This is a genomic window from Conexibacter sp. S30A1 (genome assembly GCF_023330665.1).
Taxonomy (GTDB): domain Bacteria; phylum Actinomycetota; class Thermoleophilia; order Solirubrobacterales; family Solirubrobacteraceae; genus Palsa-465.
Genome location: NZ_CP097127.1, coordinates 640,817 through 656,271 on the forward strand (window position 1 = coordinate 640,817; position 15,455 = coordinate 656,271).

General features: G+C 69.9%; 13 protein-coding genes. 5 read left to right on the top strand and 8 right to left on the bottom strand.

Translation table 11 applies throughout. The annotated features are described in order from the left end of the window. Positions 1 to 39 precede the first annotated feature (39 nt). From M3M54_RS03200 to hemE, 4 genes are read right to left on the bottom strand one after another with little or no spacing between them, the layout of a single operon-like run. Positions 40 to 1,269: a radical SAM protein gene (locus M3M54_RS03200; RefSeq protein ID WP_249020739.1), complete on the bottom strand. Its 1,230-nt coding sequence runs from the start codon at positions 1,267 to 1,269 to the stop codon at positions 40 to 42. Positions 1,270 to 1,313: 44 nt separating this feature from the next. Next, entirely contained in the window at positions 1,314 to 2,708 is a 1,395-nt protein-coding gene (hemG, locus tag M3M54_RS03205; protein ID WP_249020740.1) for a protoporphyrinogen oxidase, read from the bottom strand. Continuing rightward, positions 2,705 to 3,643: a ferrochelatase gene (gene hemH, locus M3M54_RS03210; protein ID WP_249020741.1), complete on the bottom strand. Its 939-nt coding sequence runs from the start codon at positions 3,641 to 3,643 to the stop codon at positions 2,705 to 2,707. Before hemH ends, hemG begins: the two co-directional genes overlap by 4 nt. Then, the gene (gene hemE / locus M3M54_RS03215; RefSeq protein WP_249020742.1) at positions 3,640 to 4,752 is read right to left on the bottom strand and encodes a uroporphyrinogen decarboxylase; all 1,113 of its coding nucleotides are present in this window, start codon (positions 4,750 to 4,752) and stop codon (positions 3,640 to 3,642) included. Before hemE ends, hemH begins: the two co-directional genes overlap by 4 nt. A gap of 204 nt (positions 4,753 to 4,956) precedes the next feature. Between hemE and M3M54_RS03220 the strand changes: the two genes are divergently transcribed. Both M3M54_RS03220 and M3M54_RS03225 read left to right on the top strand, forming a co-directional pair. Continuing rightward, positions 4,957 to 6,018 (top strand): TIGR04053 family radical SAM/SPASM domain-containing protein, encoded by a 1,062-nt coding sequence (locus tag M3M54_RS03220; protein ID WP_371878639.1) that lies wholly within the window; start codon positions 4,957 to 4,959, stop codon positions 6,016 to 6,018. 124 nt (positions 6,019 to 6,142) lie between these two features. Beyond that, on the top strand, positions 6,143 to 7,540 hold the full coding sequence (locus tag M3M54_RS03225) for a nitronate monooxygenase (RefSeq protein WP_371878640.1): 1,398 nt from the start codon (positions 6,143 to 6,145) through the stop codon (positions 7,538 to 7,540). A gap of 12 nt (positions 7,541 to 7,552) precedes the next feature. On the opposite strand, the gene M3M54_RS03230 is transcribed toward M3M54_RS03225, so the two are convergent. Together M3M54_RS03230 and M3M54_RS03235 are read right to left on the bottom strand one after the other, a co-directional pair. Then, on the bottom strand, positions 7,553 to 8,788 hold the full coding sequence (locus M3M54_RS03230; protein WP_249020745.1) for a glycosyltransferase: 1,236 nt from the start codon (positions 8,786 to 8,788) through the stop codon (positions 7,553 to 7,555). Continuing rightward, positions 8,785 to 9,819: an LLM class F420-dependent oxidoreductase gene (locus M3M54_RS03235; RefSeq protein ID WP_249020746.1), complete on the bottom strand. Its 1,035-nt coding sequence runs from the start codon at positions 9,817 to 9,819 to the stop codon at positions 8,785 to 8,787. The genes M3M54_RS03230 and M3M54_RS03235 overlap by 4 nt, the downstream gene beginning before the upstream one ends. Before the next feature lie 46 nt (positions 9,820 to 9,865). On the opposite strand from M3M54_RS03235, the gene M3M54_RS03240 reads away from it, so the two are divergent. Continuing rightward, complete coding sequence (locus tag M3M54_RS03240) at positions 9,866 to 10,885, top strand: TIGR03557 family F420-dependent LLM class oxidoreductase (RefSeq protein WP_249020747.1); 1,020 nt, start codon at positions 9,866 to 9,868, stop codon at positions 10,883 to 10,885. On the opposite strand, the gene M3M54_RS03245 is transcribed toward M3M54_RS03240, so the two are convergent. Further along, the gene (locus tag M3M54_RS03245; RefSeq protein ID WP_249020748.1) at positions 10,819 to 11,931 is read right to left on the bottom strand and encodes a TDT family transporter; all 1,113 of its coding nucleotides are present in this window, start codon (positions 11,929 to 11,931) and stop codon (positions 10,819 to 10,821) included. The two genes, M3M54_RS03240 and M3M54_RS03245, sit on opposite strands and share 67 nt — an antisense overlap. An 83-nt stretch (positions 11,932 to 12,014) precedes the next feature. Between M3M54_RS03245 and M3M54_RS03250 the strand changes: the two genes are divergently transcribed. Next, positions 12,015 to 12,935 (top strand): LysR family transcriptional regulator, encoded by a 921-nt coding sequence (locus M3M54_RS03250; protein ID WP_249020749.1) that lies wholly within the window; start codon positions 12,015 to 12,017, stop codon positions 12,933 to 12,935. Between the two features lie 44 nt (positions 12,936 to 12,979). Here M3M54_RS03250 and M3M54_RS03255 read toward each other — a convergent pair whose 3' ends face one another. Continuing rightward, a complete protein-coding gene (locus tag M3M54_RS03255; protein ID WP_249020750.1) occupies positions 12,980 to 13,819 on the bottom strand; it encodes a hypothetical protein in 840 nt (279 codons plus the stop codon). Positions 13,820 to 14,391: 572 nt separating this feature from the next. On the opposite strand from M3M54_RS03255, the gene M3M54_RS03260 reads away from it, so the two are divergent. Next, positions 14,392 to 15,141 carry a tyrosine-type recombinase/integrase gene (locus tag M3M54_RS03260; protein ID WP_249020751.1) on the top strand — a complete coding sequence of 250 codons (750 nt, stop codon included), beginning with the start codon at positions 14,392 to 14,394 and terminating at the stop codon, positions 15,139 to 15,141. Positions 15,142 to 15,455: the final 314 nt, after the last annotated feature.

Here is a 15,455-nt window from a genome sequence, read left to right on the forward strand (position 1 = left end):
GAAGACGTCGCTTGAATGTTGACCCGGGCGCTGCGGCCCTCAGCGCGGGATCATCTGCACGAAGCCACCGAACTTCTCCGGCTCCTCGAGCCGGCAGGACCACACCAGCTGGCCGTTCCAGACGGTGATGTCCGGGCAGCCGTCGCACATGTTCTGGCTGCCGTCGGGATAGATGTCGGCCGGCTGGATGATCATCACCGACTGGAGGCGCAGCTTGCGTCGCAGACGCCAGGGGTGCAGAGCCATCGCCTTCAGGTAGCGCCGCGCGACGGGGCGCAGCGCCTTATCGACGGCGGCCAGCAGCAGCATCGGGCGCCCCATTGCCAGGGTCTTTGGCGTGGTGTAAGCCAGATAGCGGCCGGTCCGCAGATGGTGGACTGTCTGGGTTAGCTCCATGGAGCGGGGGCCGACATACCCGTAAACCTTGCCACCCTCGCCCAGGTAGCCGGTCAAGAGCCATTTCATGGTGTCCGGCCGCTCGGTGCCGTTGAGGTACGCGGAGGGCATGAAGTCCGGGTAGCGCTCGCGGATCGTGGTGACGATGTCGGTCGACTGCAGCTCGTGCTTGGTCAGATCCTCGGTGGCATAGGGCATGACCGCAAAGTCAACCGGCCGACCGTTCACCTGGTAGTCAAAGTCGCCACCGACGGCGCCGGCGCGGAAGGCTATGAACACCACGGTGCTGACGATGTCCATGTGCTTGCGAGCCCAGGCGATCACGTCCGGCACGAACCTGAGGGTGTCCTCGTAGACGGTCGCGTTGAACGAGCAGCTGACGTTTCCGTGTCCCACCCGCGCGACCATTTCGGCGTAGTGCTGACGCAGCTTGCACAGCTCGATCTCGTCGCTGGTCTTCCAGCCGGGCCGGTTCTGCTTGGAGTCGATGTGGAAGGTGAACGCCGCGACGCCTGCGGACACGAGCTCCGCCAGCAGCTCCTCGGTCAGCGCCAGCCCATTGGTGTTGATGATCGGCTTCAGGCCACGCTCCGCGACCATCCTCACGATCTCGGTCGTCTGCGGGTGCACGAGCGGGTCGCCGCCCGCGATCGAGATGCCGTCGACGGTGCGGTAGCGCTGGAAGACATCCAGGTCCGAGGCGATCTGCTCGAGCGTCTTGTGGCCACGGGGATCGTTCTCCCGGTAGCAGCCAAAACAGGCGAGGTTGCACTTCGCCGTGGGCTCGAGCCAGGCGATTGCGTTGTCCGGCAACGACCAGGGGAGGCGGTAGAGACTGCGGTGGTCAACGATCGGTTGCGCTTGCGCGGTCACGGACATTCAGATCCTCCGGTTGGCTTGTGTGCGCTTGTGGGGTCTCACGAGAGCGCGGATACGATCTGGTCGGCGGCCGCCTCGCCTTGGGCGATGCACTGAGGCACGCCCACCCCCCGGTAGGCGGCGCCGGCCAGCTTGAGCCTCGGTAGGGGCGCAAGCGCCTCGTCCAGGCGTGCGATCCGGTCCAGATGACCGACGGTGTACTGCGGCATCGCATCCGGCCACCTGGTCACCTGTGCTTCAAGCGGCTCGCCAGCCGCCTGCACCGCCTCGCCCAGCTCGGCGACGACCCGTCTGACCAGCGTCTCGTCGTCGAGCGTCGCCGCCTGCGGATCGTTGCGGCCGACCGAGCAGCGCAGGAACACGCGGTCGCTGTGCGCCGCCAGATGCGGCCACTTCGCTGATGCCAGCGTGCATGCGGTCAGCATCCGTCGCTCCCCGCGCGGTACAAGAAAGCCAGTGGTGTCCGGTGGTTGCCTGAAGGCCTTGGCTGGGAAGGCCAACCAGAGCACGGTGACCGACGTGTAGCGGATCTCAGCCAGCTCGGCGGCAGCGGCCGGAACGCTCGCGCGCAGCATCTGCGCCGCCGCATCGGCCGGCGCTGCCACCAGCGTGGCGTCGACAACCAGCTCGCGGCCGGTGCTGGTGTGAAGCAGGTGGCGGCCGTCCGGCAGCCGGTCGATCCGCACGACGCCTTCGCGCTCCACGACCTCCGTCTCGCCGAGGTCCGCGCGCAACCGTGTGACCAGGCGCTGCAGCCCGCCGGGGAGCGTCACCAGCATCGGCCCCTGGGCGCGCGGGGCGCTTCGGCCGGCAGCGATCAGGCCACGGATCAGACTGCGGTGCTCGCTTGCCAGCGCGTGCAGGCGCGGGGCGGTCGCCCGCAGGCTGAGCGCGTCGGGGTCGCCGCCGTAGATGCCGCCGAGCAGGGGGTCGATCATCCGCTCCAGGGCCTGGTCACCGAGACGTCGCCTGACCAGCGAGCCGACCGACTCGTCCTGCCCGCCCCCGTCCCTTGGCAGGAGGAGGTCAGCGCCGGCGCGGGCCGCGCCCGCCGGCGACAGGATCCCCGAGCGCAGGACCGGCCCGATGCCATCAGGCAGGCCTCCGAGGATTCCGGCTGGCATCTCGCGCAGCCGTCCGCGGCTCCAGACGGCGGTGTTTGAGCGCATCGTCGGCACCAGCTCGTCCCCGAGACCCAGCTCGCGACACAGTCTCGCCGCCTCGGGCGCGGCCGCGAACAGTGCCTCGGGACCGACGTCGACGGTCGCGCCGGCGAAGCTGCGCGAGCGGATCTTGCCACCGACTCGGCCGCTGCGCTCGAGCACCGTGACCTGAGGCTGCACGCCACCGATGCGCGCGCGACTCAGCTTGCGCGCTGCCGCCAGCCCGGTGACGCCGCCACCGATGACGGCCACGTGTGGTCTACGTGTCACCCGGCGACCGCCGCGAGTTGAGCTTGGACGATGTCCGCGAGCACCGAGACGAACTCCGGGTCGGCGTTGGGCAGCGCCGTGCGCGCAAACCGCAGCCCCGCCTGCGCAGCGACCTCGCGCGCCTGGATGTCGAGGTCGTAGAGGATCTCGAGGTGGTCTGAGACAAAGCCGGCGGGGCAGACGAGCACCGCATCGTGGTCTGCGCCCGCGCCGAGATCTCGGATCACCTCGCACACGTCCGGGCCGATCCAGGGGTCAGCGGTCCGTCCTGCGCTCTGCCAGGCGACCGCCCAGTCATCGACCCCGGCGAGCTGGGCGATCGCCGTGGCGGTCTCCTGCAGCTGCTCGGGATACGGGTCGCCCTGCTCGACGATCCAGCTCGGGAGGCTGTGCGCGGTGAACAGCACACGCACAGCGCCCGCACCCAGGCTGTGCAGATGCTCCAGCTCCAGCTGCACGCGTCGCGCGAGCATCGCGAGGTAGCCAGGCTCGAGGTGCCACTCTCTGACGAACGCGAGCTCCCCGAGCTCCGCGCTGGCCTCAGCCGCGTGCACGCGCTCCATGTACTCCTCGACGCTCAGCCGCGAATAATGCGGCGCCAGCACGATCGCCACCGTCCGCTCGACTTCTGCGGCGGCCAGTACGGCCGCGCCGTCCTCGATGAACGGCGTGGCATGCTTCATGCCGAGCACCACCTGGAAGTCCTCGCCGGGGAGACGCTCACCCAGCTCGAGCTCAAGGCGTTCTGCCAGCGTGCGGGCGATCCCGAGCAGAGGCGAGGCACCGCCGATCGCCTCGTAGCGTTCCGTGAGCTCGGCGAGCAGCTCCGGTGTCGGCGGACGGCCGCGCCGGATGTGCGTGTAGTAGGCGGGTATCTCGTGTGGGCTGGCGGGCGTGCCGTAGGCCAGCAGGAGAACGCCGACCCGCTCGCTCACCGCACCACCAGCGTTCCCGGCAGCCTGTCATTGCGGTGCTCGTAGCCGTGAACGAGATCGACAAGCCGTCGCAGCGTGTCAGGGTCGGTCTCCGGCAGCACCCCGTGCCCGAGGTTGAAGACGTGGCCCCTCGGGCCCGCCAGCCGCAGGACCTCAAGCGCCTGCGCACGGACGGTGTCCCAGGGTCCCAGGCAGGCGACCGGATCCAGGTTGCCCTGGACCGCCATGCCCTGGGGCAGGCGCGCACGGGCGCTGTCCATCGGCACCCGCCAGTCAACGCCGAGCGCGTCGGAGCCGGCGCCGGCCATACGTCCAAGCAGCTCGCCGGTGCCAACACCGAAGTAGATCGTCGGCACGTCGAGGTCCCGCAGACCGTCGAAGATGGAGATCGTTGCCGGCAGCACGTGACGGCTGAAGCTCACCGGATCGAGCACCCCAACCCAGCTTTCGAACAGCTGCAACGCCGAGGCGCCGGCGAGGACCTGCGCGCGCATGGACGCGACCGCAATCCCGGCGAGCGCCTGCAGCAGCGCGCGGAAGAAGTCGGGCTGGCTGTACATCAGGCTGCGCGTGCGCGTGTGTGTCTTGGACGGACCGCCCTCGATCAGGTAGCTGGCGAGCGTGAAGGGACCGCCCGCGAAGCCGATCAGCGGCACCTCCAGCTCCCGGGCCAGCAGGCGCACCGTCTCGGACACGTACGGAGCGTCGCGTTCGGCGTCGAAGCCGCGCAGCCGCTCCAGGTCCGCGGGGCCGCGGAAGGGCTGCGCGATCACCGGCCCAACCCCGGGGACGATCTCCAGGTCGATCCCGGCGGCCGCCAGTGGCACCGTGATATCAGAGAAGAGGATGGCCGCGTCCACCCCGAGTCGGTGGACCGGCGCGATCGTCACCTCGGCCGCCAGATCGGGCGAACGGACGATCTCAAACAGGCTTGCGCGCGAACGTACCGCGCGGTACTCAGACAGCGATCGGCCGGCCTGGCGCATGAACCACACCGGCGTGTGTTCGGTGGGCAGGCCACGCAGCGCCCTTAACAGCGGCGCGTCCGCGAGGTCTGCGGACCTCGGATAAACAGCAGGGGTTTCGTAAACAGCCAGTTGAAAGCTCACCACCAGGACGCTAAACGCGGTTCAATGGCCGCCAATCCGTGAGTCCCACGCAGTCCTCTCAGTGGAATGCCGCGAGGAACGTCCGTGATAGCCACTGACGCGCCGCCGGCGTCGGGAATTAGGCTGGGTGGCGTGGCACAGACGACCGTGACAGTGCGCGAAGAGGCGGCCAGCGCACGCCATGAGCGGGACGCACGTATGGTCATGGCCGACTTCGACCAGGCGCCGTTCACGATCGCCTGGGAGGTCACGCGCGCATGCGCCTACGCCTGCCAGCACTGTCGTGCCGACGCACAGCCGCGCCGGAATCCGCGGGAGCTCGATACCGGTGAGGCAATGCACCTGATCGACCAGCTCGCTGGTTTCGGCAACCGGCCGATCCTCGTATTGACCGGCGGCGACCCGTTGATGCGCCGAGACCTCTTCGAGCTCGCCCGCTACGCGGATGAGCTGGGTCTGCGTGTCTCGCTGACCCCAACCGCGACCGCGCTCGCGACCGAGAAGCGTATGCGCCAGGCACGCGCCGCGGGGATCCGGCGCGTGGCCTTCAGCGTCGATGCCGCCGAGCCGCTCACGCACGACAGCTTCCGGGGCTTCCGCGGCTCGTTCGAGCGGACGCGGTCAGCGATCGCGGCGGCTGGCGAGGCTGGACTCTCGATCCAGATCAACACGACCGTGTGTGCAACCAACGTCGGCGAGCTGCCAGCGATGGTCGAGCAGCTTGAGCAATGGGGTGTCGTGCAGTGGTCGGTCTTCTTCCTGGTGCCGGTCGGCAGAGGCGCCGGCCTGCCGCTGCTCTCACCCGCTGAACACGAGGAGGTGCTTGGCTGGCTTAGCGATCTCACCGAGCGCGTGCCGTTTGACATCAAGGCCACCGCGGCTCCCCAGTACCGCCGGATACTGCACCAGCGAACGGGTAGGACCACGGGCGCAGGCTTCCGCTACAGCGACGGGCTCAACCGGCCCGTCCGGGGCGTCAACGACGGGCGCGGATTCATGTTCATCTCGCACCTGGGCGAGGTCATGCCGTCTGGGTTCCTGACGTTGCCGGCAGGCAACGTCAGGAACCTCAACCCGGTGGAGATTTATCGGCACTCGCCGGTCTTCACGAGCCTGCGCGACCCCGGGGCGCTGAAGGGCAAATGTGGCCGCTGCGAGTTCCGCGAGGTGTGCGGCGGCAGCCGGGCCCGGGCCTACGCGCTGAGCGGCGACCCGCTCGCGTCAGATCCAACCTGCCCCTACGAGCCGGCACCGGCTCTCGCCTGAGCCGGGCACACGCGGCAGACTTGACAGTGCCGGCCTCATGATCGCGAGCACGGACGGCGTGAGCGCGACAGAGAGCGCAACAGCAGCCGGCACACAGGCGGTCCCAACCCTGGTTCAGGGCGGCATGGGCGTGGCCGTATCCGGCTGGCGGCTGGCGCGCGCCGTCTCGCTGAGCGGCCAGCTGGGTGTGATCTCCGGCACCGCCATCGGTGTGGTCCTCGCGCGGCGCCTGCAGGACGGCGACCCGGGCGGGCATCTGCGCAGAGCGCTCGCGCGCTTTCCCAACCGCGCGGTGGCCGAGCGCATCGTCGAGCGTTACTTCCGTGGCGAGCCACGCAGGCCCGGCACGCCATACAGAGCTGTGCCGGTGCCGCGCTGGCGTCCCAGCCGCCTGTTCACGGAGCTGACCGTCGCAGCCAGCTTCGTTGAGGTGCTGCTCGCGAAGGAGGGCCACGACGGCAGCGTCGGGATCAACCTGCTTGAGAAGATCCAGATGCCGACGCTGGCGGCGCTCTACGGGGCGATGCTCGCCGGGGTCGACTGGGTGCTTGTGGGTGCGGGCATACCCGTCCACATTCCCGCGGTGCTCGACGACCTCGCGCGTCACCGCCCGTGCTCGCTGCCGCTTACGGTCAGTGGCGCGCAGCCGACCGACGACTTTCGCATGCACTTCGACCCGCGCTTGATCATCAACGAGCGCCCGGCGCCGCTTGAACGTCCCCGGTTTCTGGCGATCATCTCCTCGCACGTGCTGGCAAGCCACCTGGCCCGCAGCGAGGAGGGGCGCCCGTGGGGCTTCGTGGTCGAGGATCCGGTCGCCGGCGGCCACAACGCACCCCCGCGTGGGCGCCTGACGCTCAGCGATAGCGGCGAGCCGGTCTACGGACCGCGCGACGCCGTCGACCTCGAGGTGCTGCGTGAGCTGGGACTGCCCTTCTGGCTTGCGGGCGGCTACGGCAGCCCCGCGAAGCTGCGCGAGGCACGCGCCCAGGGAGCGCGCGGCGTGCAGGTGGGCAGTGCCTTCGCGCTGTGCGAGGAGTCGGGGCTCGACGCGGAGCTGAAGGACGCCGCGCGGAGGGAGATCCTCGCCGCACGCATGCGCATCCGCACCGACCCGCTCGCCTCACCGACCGGCTACCCGTTCAAGGTCGCGCAGCTGGCCGGTACCGCCGGCGACCCGGCCGCTGTCGCGCTGCGGCGCCGGCGCTGCGACCTGGGATACCTGACCTCGCCCTATCGCCGCGAGGACGGCACGCTTGGCTATCGCTGCGCGGCTGAGCCAGTCGAGGACTACATCGCCAAGGGCGGAGAGGAATCCGGTGCTGACGGGCGGATGTGCCTGTGCAACGGGCTGCTGGCGGCGGCGGGCATGCCGCAGGTCAGGCCGGGTCTGGGCGCCGAGGTTCCGATCCTGACGCTTGGGGACGAGGTCGGCGAGGCGCTGGGCGCGATCGCGCCGGATGCGGGCCGCTACCAGGCCCGCGACGTGGTCGACTACATCATGTCGGGTGCCGTCGGGTAGCGCGACCGGGCATCAGCGCTGGCGCCGGCCGGCCAGGCGCTCGATCAGCACCGCAGCGCGGGTGGGGCCGTCGTGCGCCGCCGCCCAGGCGGCCATCTGCGCGGCGCGGGCGGTGAGCTCGGGCATGAGGGCGAGCGCCCGACGGGCGCTCGCCCTCAGCGTCGTTGGGGAAAGCGCCGTCCAGGGCAGGCGCACGCCGGCGCCCGACCACACCAGCCGCACCGCGTTTTCGGCCATGTCGCCGCCGTGCGGCAGCGCCAGGACCGGTACACCAGCGGTCAGTGCCCGCACGACGGTGCCATGGCCGCCATGGCAGATCACCAGCGACGCGTCGCTCATCGCCTGCTCGTAGGACATCCAGTTCACCAGCCGCACCGCCTGGCCGGCGTTTACAGGCTGGGGGAGTGGACGGCGGTCAAGCGACGCCAACACGCGCACGTCCAGGTCGCGCAGGCCGGCGAGGCTTGCGCGCAGCAGGCGGTGGGAGGGGTCCTTGGAGGTCGAGGGCGCGATCACGACCAGCGGCGCAGTGCCCGGCGGTGGGGCTGCTGCTGGCGCCGGCGGCTCCCACAAAAGCGGCCCGACGACGTGCACGTGCTCGCGCCAGGAGCGGGGATACTCGAGCCCCGGCAGCGTCGCGACCAGGCAGAGCTCGCTGCTCAGGCCGCCGTGCAGGCGGTCTGTAGGCGGCAGGCCGACGCGCGCACGGGTGGCGTTCAGCTGACGGCGGCCGATCCGCAGCCCCGCCTCCATCGGCAGCTCAAGCGCCCGCCACACACGTCTGCCCGCGCGTGTCCGCGGCGGCCGTGCGCCGCTTGCAAAGGCCGGCATACCCGGCTCGCTGACCGGGTAAAGGTGCGGGATCAGTGTCGCCGCCGGGATCCCCTCAAGCTCCGCCCCCAGCGCGGGCGCCAAGGTCAGGATGTCGTGCACGACAACCTCGGCGCGCGTGGCCCGGATCGCCGCGCGCGTCTGTGCGAGCGCCCGCTCCGCAGCCTCATAGGGGGTTATGCCCCAGCGCCCTGACGCGCCCGGCGCCGAGCTGGGAGCGGCGCTGAACTCCATGCCACAGGCCAGCACCTGTGGGCGCCAGCGCTCCCAGGTCTCGCAGGTGACGAGGTGCCCGCGGCGCACCAGTCGCTCGCCCAGCGCGAGCATCGGGAAGGCGTGGCCGGGCTGGCCAAAGGCGCCCAAAAAGACCCGCAGCGACCCGGCGCCGAGCTCGGGCGCGCCACCGCCGCCGCTCAAACGGCGAGCTCCGCGAGCGCGCGCAGCTGCGCCAGACGGCCGTCGCGCGTGCTGGCGATCGGCGAGGCAAGCAGCGTGCCCACACCGGCCGCGCGGAAGGCCTCAAGCCGCTCGCGCACCCGCGCCCGTGGCCCGACCAGGCAGACCAGGTCAATCAGCGCATCGGGCACCGCGGCCATCGCCTGCTCACGGCGCCCGCCCAGGAAGAGCTCCTGGATCTCCGCGGCCGCCTGCTCGAACCCGTACTCGCGCACGAGCGCGTTGTAGAAGTTCTGCTGCCGTGAGCCCATGCCGCCGATGTAGAGCGCAAGGGTCGGGCGCATCAGGTCGCGTGCGGCCGTCAGGTCCTCGGAGATGTGAACGTTCACCTGTGGCGCGATGTCGAAGCGCTCGAGCGAGCGGCCGGTACGGGCGGCGCCCTGCTCAAGACGGCCACGCAACAGCCCGACGTGCTCGGGGGAGAAGAAGGTCGGTAGCCAGCCGTCCGCGATCTCGCCCGCCAGGGCGGTGTTGCGCGGGCCGATCGCCGCCAGATAGATCGGGATCCGCTCCTGCACCGGCGCGATCGTCAGCTTCAGCGGCCGTCCTGGTCCGTCGGGCAGCGGCAGCTCGAGTGTCGCGCCGTGGTAGATCACGCGCTCGCGGGCCAGGGCCATGCGCACGACCGCCACGTAGTCGCGGGTGCGCTCGAGCTGACGGGCGAAGCGCTGCCCGTGCCAGCCCTCGGCGACCTGCGGGCCCGAGGCGCCGAGCCCGAGCAGCATGCGCCCACCGGAGAGCGCGTCGATAGTGGCCGCGGTCATCGCGGTCATGGCAGCGCTGCGGCCGGGGATCTGGAAGATCGCCGAGCCCAAGCCGATCGTCTCGGTCTGGCCGGCCAGCCAGGCGAGCACCGTCGCCGCGTCAGAGCCATAGGCCTCGGCGGTCCAGACCGAGTCATAGCCGAGGCGCTCCGCCTCCCGGACGGCCGCGAGCTGCTCGGCAGCGTCGCCCCACAGGCCCCAGTAGCCGATGTGCAGTCCAAGCCGCATCGCAGGGGAGCCTAGCTCGCACAGCGGGCTTGCGATGATGTGACTCATGTCCTCAAGCAACGCGCAGGCCCTCAGATACGGATACAAGGCATCCGCCGAGCAGTTCCCGCCCCGGCAGCTGGTCGATTTCGGCGTCAGCGCCGAGCGTCACGGCTTTGAGATCGTCGCGGTCTCAGATCACTTCCAGCCCTGGCGGCACCACGGCGGCCACGCGCCAAACGCGCTCGTCTACCTGGCGGCGCTGGGTGAGCGGACCGAGCGCGTGACGCTCGCCACAAGCGTGCTGACACCGACGCTGCGCTACCAGCCGGCGGTGATCGCGCAGGTGTTCGCGACCCTCGCCTGTCTGAACCCGGGGCGGGTGCTGCTCGGCATCGGCAGCGGCGAGGCGATGAACGAGAACCCGTCGATGGGCATCCAGTGGCCCAAGTTCAAGGAGCGCTCAGAGCGCCTGGCGGAGTCTGTGGCGCTGATCCGAGAACTCTGGAACGGTGAGCGGGTCAGCTTCGAAGGGAAGTACTACCGGACCGTCAATGCCACGATCTATGACCGGCCGGATCAGCAGGTGCCGATCTACCTGGCGGCCGGCGGGCCGAAGGCGGCGGCGCTGGCCGGGCAGATCGGTGATGGCCTGATCGTCACCAGCGGCAAGGGCGAGGAGCTCTACCACACTCTGCTTCAGGGCATGGCCGAGGGGGCGAGCGCGGCCGGCCGCGAGCCGGCCGCGCTCGCCAAGTTCATCGAGGTGAAGGTCTCATACGACCACGACCTCGACTACGCCAAGGACGCGTGCCAGCCGTGGGCGGCGCTCGCGCTCAGCGCGGAGGAGAAGGGCGGCACGGAGGACCCGCTCGAGATGGAGCGTCTGGCGGAGGGTGCCCGCGACCGCGCCCACACCCGCTTCATCGTCTCCGATGACCCCGACGAGGTGGTGGAGAAGATCGGCTTCTACGTCGGCCTCGGCTTCCGGGAGCTCGTGTTCCATTTCCCCGGCGAGGATCAGGAGCGGGCGCTCGCCCAGTTCTCGGCTGATGTGCTGCCGCGCCTGCGCGAGCGCCTGAGCTGACCGGAACCGACGGAGGCGGCCCAGGGGACAAGCGTTCTCGCCGCGACCGTGACCCAGGCGATCACCAGGCCCGCGTAGAGCACAAGCGCGATGTAGCGCAGGATGTCGAGCCCTGAGACCGCGACCAGTTGCGAGGTGCCGGTGACGACCGTTCCGAGCGGGAACGTGAAGCTCCACCAGGTCGGCGCGAACGGCAGGTGGTCGCGCGCGGTCTTGGCTGTGATTGCGATGCTGAGCGCCAGCCATGCCATCGCGAAGCCCCAGATCGGGATGCCGTAGACGAGCGCGAAGTCGTGCAGGACGCGGGCGCTGCTCGGGTCCACAGCCGCCGGGGCGAACTTGGCAAGCAGGCAGGCGGCGGTGACGGACTGTCCCAGCGGGCCAAGGACGATCCACAGCGTCGGGGTCATGCGGGCCTCGCCGACGTCGTGCAGCGCCAGGCGGGCCCACAGGATGGCGATCACGATGATCGCCATCACGAGGCTGATCCCGAACATCGCGTAGGAGCCGTAGAGCAGGTCCAGGCGCGCCTGCCCGGCGGCGAGGTGCGGGATCAGCGCGCCGGCGGCTGCGGCTGAGACCATCGGCGGCACGATCGGCATCAGCCAGCTGCCGTAGGCGTCCTCGAGCGATGGCTGATGCTCGGTGAAGAGCATGTACGGGATGCCGACCGCGCACACCAGCCCGGTGAGCGTGCCGATCGTCCACAGGACGCTGTCGATCAGCACGCCCGGGCCGGTCCCGAGGATGTGCGAGCCCGCCAGCAGCGCGCCCGATCCGACGGTCAGCACGCCCATCGAAAACGCCCCGTAGAACGGCGCCATCTCGAGCGCGTGGTGGTGGGAGCGAAACAGCTCGCGATGCTTGGCGAACTGCAGTGCGCCGGCGGCGACGAAGGTGACAAGCAACGCGGCCGCCGCGATCCAGAAGGCGACGGCGATCGCCGTCAAGACGCCCGAGCGGTACGGCAGCAGCATGGCGGCGTTCGCGACGATGCCCGTACCCATCACCGACGCGAACCAGTTTGGTCTGATTGAGGTGGTCATGGTTTCAAGATGCATCCACCTGTCACCCAGCGCCAGTCGGCTTTCACCGCCAGATATTCCTCGCAGGAATGTAGGATGGTGGTGTGGGGTACGCATTCTCAGACGCAAACCCGCTCCCTGGCACCGAGCTAGCGGCGTTCGTCGCCGCCGTCGAGAGCGGCTCCATCCAGGGCTCCGCGGACGCGCTGGACCTCACGCAGTCGGCTGCGACCAAGCGCGTGCAGAGCCTCGAGCGTCGGCTCGGCGGCGAGCTTTTGATCCGCGGCGCCCACGGAACCATCCCGACCGAGCTGGGGCAGGCGATCTACCCGCTTGCCAAGCGTGCGCTCGAGGCCCTGGCGGAGGTCGGCCGCGCCGCCGACCAGCACGCGCGCGCGGGTGCCAGCATGCTGCACCTCTGCGCGTCGCTGACCACCGGTGAGTTTCTCGTGCCCGGCTGGCTGGCTGAGTTCAGATCCACGCGTCCTGACGTCCAGGCTCAGCTCGAGGTCGTCAACTCGAGCGCGGTCGCCAAGCGGGTGGCCGATGGCGCGGCGGACATCGGTTTTGTCGAGGGGCGCGACCAGCTCGAGGCCTTCGAGAAGCTGACGGTCGCCCGCGACCGTCTGGTTGTCGTCGTGGCGGCTGGACACCGCTGGGCCAGGCGGCGCTCGGTCAGGGCGGCCGAGCTGGCGGCGGAGCCGTATTTCACCCGCGAGCGGCTGTCTGGGACGCGGGAGGTGGTTGATCAGGCGATGGGCCGCCTGGGGGTGTCGCTGCGCCCGGCGCTCGAGCTAGCGTCGCTGCAGTCGCTCAAGCGGACGATCGCGCACGGCGGCTACACGATCATCTCGGTCCTGACGATCGAGGCCGAGCAGCGCGCCGGCACGCTGGTCGGGATACCGGTAGGTGACCTCGAGCTGGGGCGTGAGCTGCAGGCGATCCGCAAGTCGGCAAGGCGGCGGCCTGAGGCCGCTGGCGCCCTGTGGGATTGGCTTGCGCGGCGCACGGCTCCCGTGCGGTAACCGCCGGCCCCGGGGCGGTCCAGCGGGACCGGCCCCGGGCAGCTTTAGCTGAGCTCGTCGTGGGCGCCGGTCAGCCAGGAGATGTAGCGCTGCGCCGAGCGCTGCACGGCGGCGCTCGCGTCCTCATCGGGGCCGCGGCCGAAGTTGTCGTAGAGGCGGCTGAAGGCCAACGGCCTCACCGCGGCAGCGAGCCGCGCGACAACGGCGGCTGAGAGCGGGATGCGGTTCGGGTAGCTGCGCATGAAGGTCACCGTCTGCCGATCGGGGTTTGAGTGGATCGTGTCGGAGCTGAGCAGGACACCGGCGCCACCGGCGCCCGCCGCCCAGTGCAGCACGCTTGAGCCCTGGAAGTGGCCGCCAAGCTCGTGCAACACCAGGCCTGGGGCGAGCTCGTAGCGGCCGCGCCAGGGCGTGATAGCCGCGTCGGGGCGCATCACCCATTCGAGCAGCGGCTCGCAGACGAGGATCGGTGCCTGGCCGAGCGCATGACTCCAGGCGCTCTGCACGCCGAACATGTGTGGGTGGCTTGCGACGATCGCGAGCACCGGACCGAGCGCGTGGATGCGGTCCACGGCCGGACGGTCGATGAACGGCGGCACGTCCCAGATCACGCTGCCGCGCGGTGTGCTCACCACGAAGCAGTGCTGGCCGATACCGACCGCGGGCGCCACCGTGAGCTCCAGCAGGTCGGTTTCGCGCTCGTCGATCAGCACGCGATGGCCGCTCTCGCGCAGCTCGCGCAGGCTCGTCCAAGCCTGCCCGCTCGCCGGCACCCACTGGCGCTCGTCGGCGCAGATCCTGCAGGTGCCGGAGGGCTGGGCGTGCTCGACGCCGCAGGTTGCGCAGAGCACCACCGATCCCGGTTGGACTTCGCTTGCGCTCACGTGGGCCTCATCGTCGCTGGCACCATCGGTCGATGCCGGAGGAGGGACTCGAACCCCCGACCTTGGGATTATGATTGCTCGCAAGTGGTCCATTGAATACCGCGCGATGCCAGCTAAAGCCCTGCAAACGCGCACAAAATGGCTGCGAACAGGCGTTCGAGCGGTGACGTCGTGTTACTGGCGGCTGTGAACATGGTGTGCACATAGAGATCCAGTGTGGGGCAGCCGTGGTGACATGTCTACTCCCGGCCGAGACCGGTTTTGTCAGGTCGGGGCCGAGGCGCGGCGATTAGGGCGCCGGCCTCGACCCCCGCGCGGAGGGTGGCAGATCGAAAGGATGTCGGGCTTTGCGGTCTCTGCTGTTCGCACGGCGGCGAGTGTCATGGAGGATCAGCGGGGCTGCCGCGTGAGCGAGCCTGGCGGGGCTTGCGGGTGTTTTCAGTCGCTTGCCCACGATTTCTGGGGAAGTTGTGGCGATATTGAGTTCCTTTCGTCGTGTTTGTGTGAGAGAGTGTGTGGTTAACAGGCGAGCGCATTAGGGGCGCTCGCCGCGGAGTCCGTAGGAGGACTCGATGACTACTACCGCTCCCGCGCGAGAGAACTCGCGTGATCTTGTGGATTCAGCCGCGCCGTCGGAGTTGTTTGACCGGATCGGCCGGCGCCGCTCGCCGGTGACCTTGCCGGGGTATGGCAAGGGTCGTGTGAATCGTGACCGGGGTCAGCGCCGCTCGCCGCAGCCGTTGAGCCAGGAGGAGATCGTCGCGATCTTGCGTCAGCTCAACCCGAAGACGCTCGGTGGCTGCCGGGACCGGGCGCTGATCGTGATGCTGTGGCGAACCGGGCTACGGATCCGGGAGGCGCTTGATCTCAAGCCCGAGGACCTCGACCTGGACGGCGGGTTTCTGCGGGTGATGCACGGCAAGGGCGACCGGTTCCGGATCGTCGGGATCGACCCCTCGGCGCTGGCCGTGATCCGGGAGTGGCTCAAGCTGCGGTCAAGGATCCCGAACCTGCCTGCCAGGACCGCTCCTGTCTTCTGCACGATCATGCAACCCTGCCCCGGCGGTCACATGGGCCAGCCGGCGGTCCGGAGCAAGCTCAAGCTGTTGGCCGAGCGCGCCGGGGTTGAGAAGCGTGTGCACCCGCACGGCTTCCGGCACACCCACGCAACCGAGCTGGCGCTCGAGAACATGCCGCTCTATGTCATCAAGGAGCAGCTCGGCCACGAGTACATCAGCACCACCGAGCGATACATCGCCCGGCTCGCGCCCGTTCACCGCCTGAAATACGTGCACGAGCGCCCCGCGCTCGGAGAGCTTTGACCAGGCCCCGGCGCCGGTCTTGCGGCTGGGACCGGGAGGAGGCGGAGCGTCCGGCTGCCTGGATGCCGGCGGGCCGGCCGCTCGCGCGGTGGCCTGGCTCGCTCCCGAGTTCTCCAGGCCGTCGTCCCGATCTCCTGGTCGGCGCCCGAGTTCTCCAGGCCGTCGTCCTGATCTCTTGGTCGGCGCCCGAGTTCTCCAGGCCGTCGTCCTGATCTCTTGGTCGGCGCCCGAGTTCTCCAGGCCGTCGTCCTGATCTCTTGGTCGGCGCCCGAGTTCTCCAGGCCGTCGTCCTGATCTCCTGGTCGGCGCCCGAG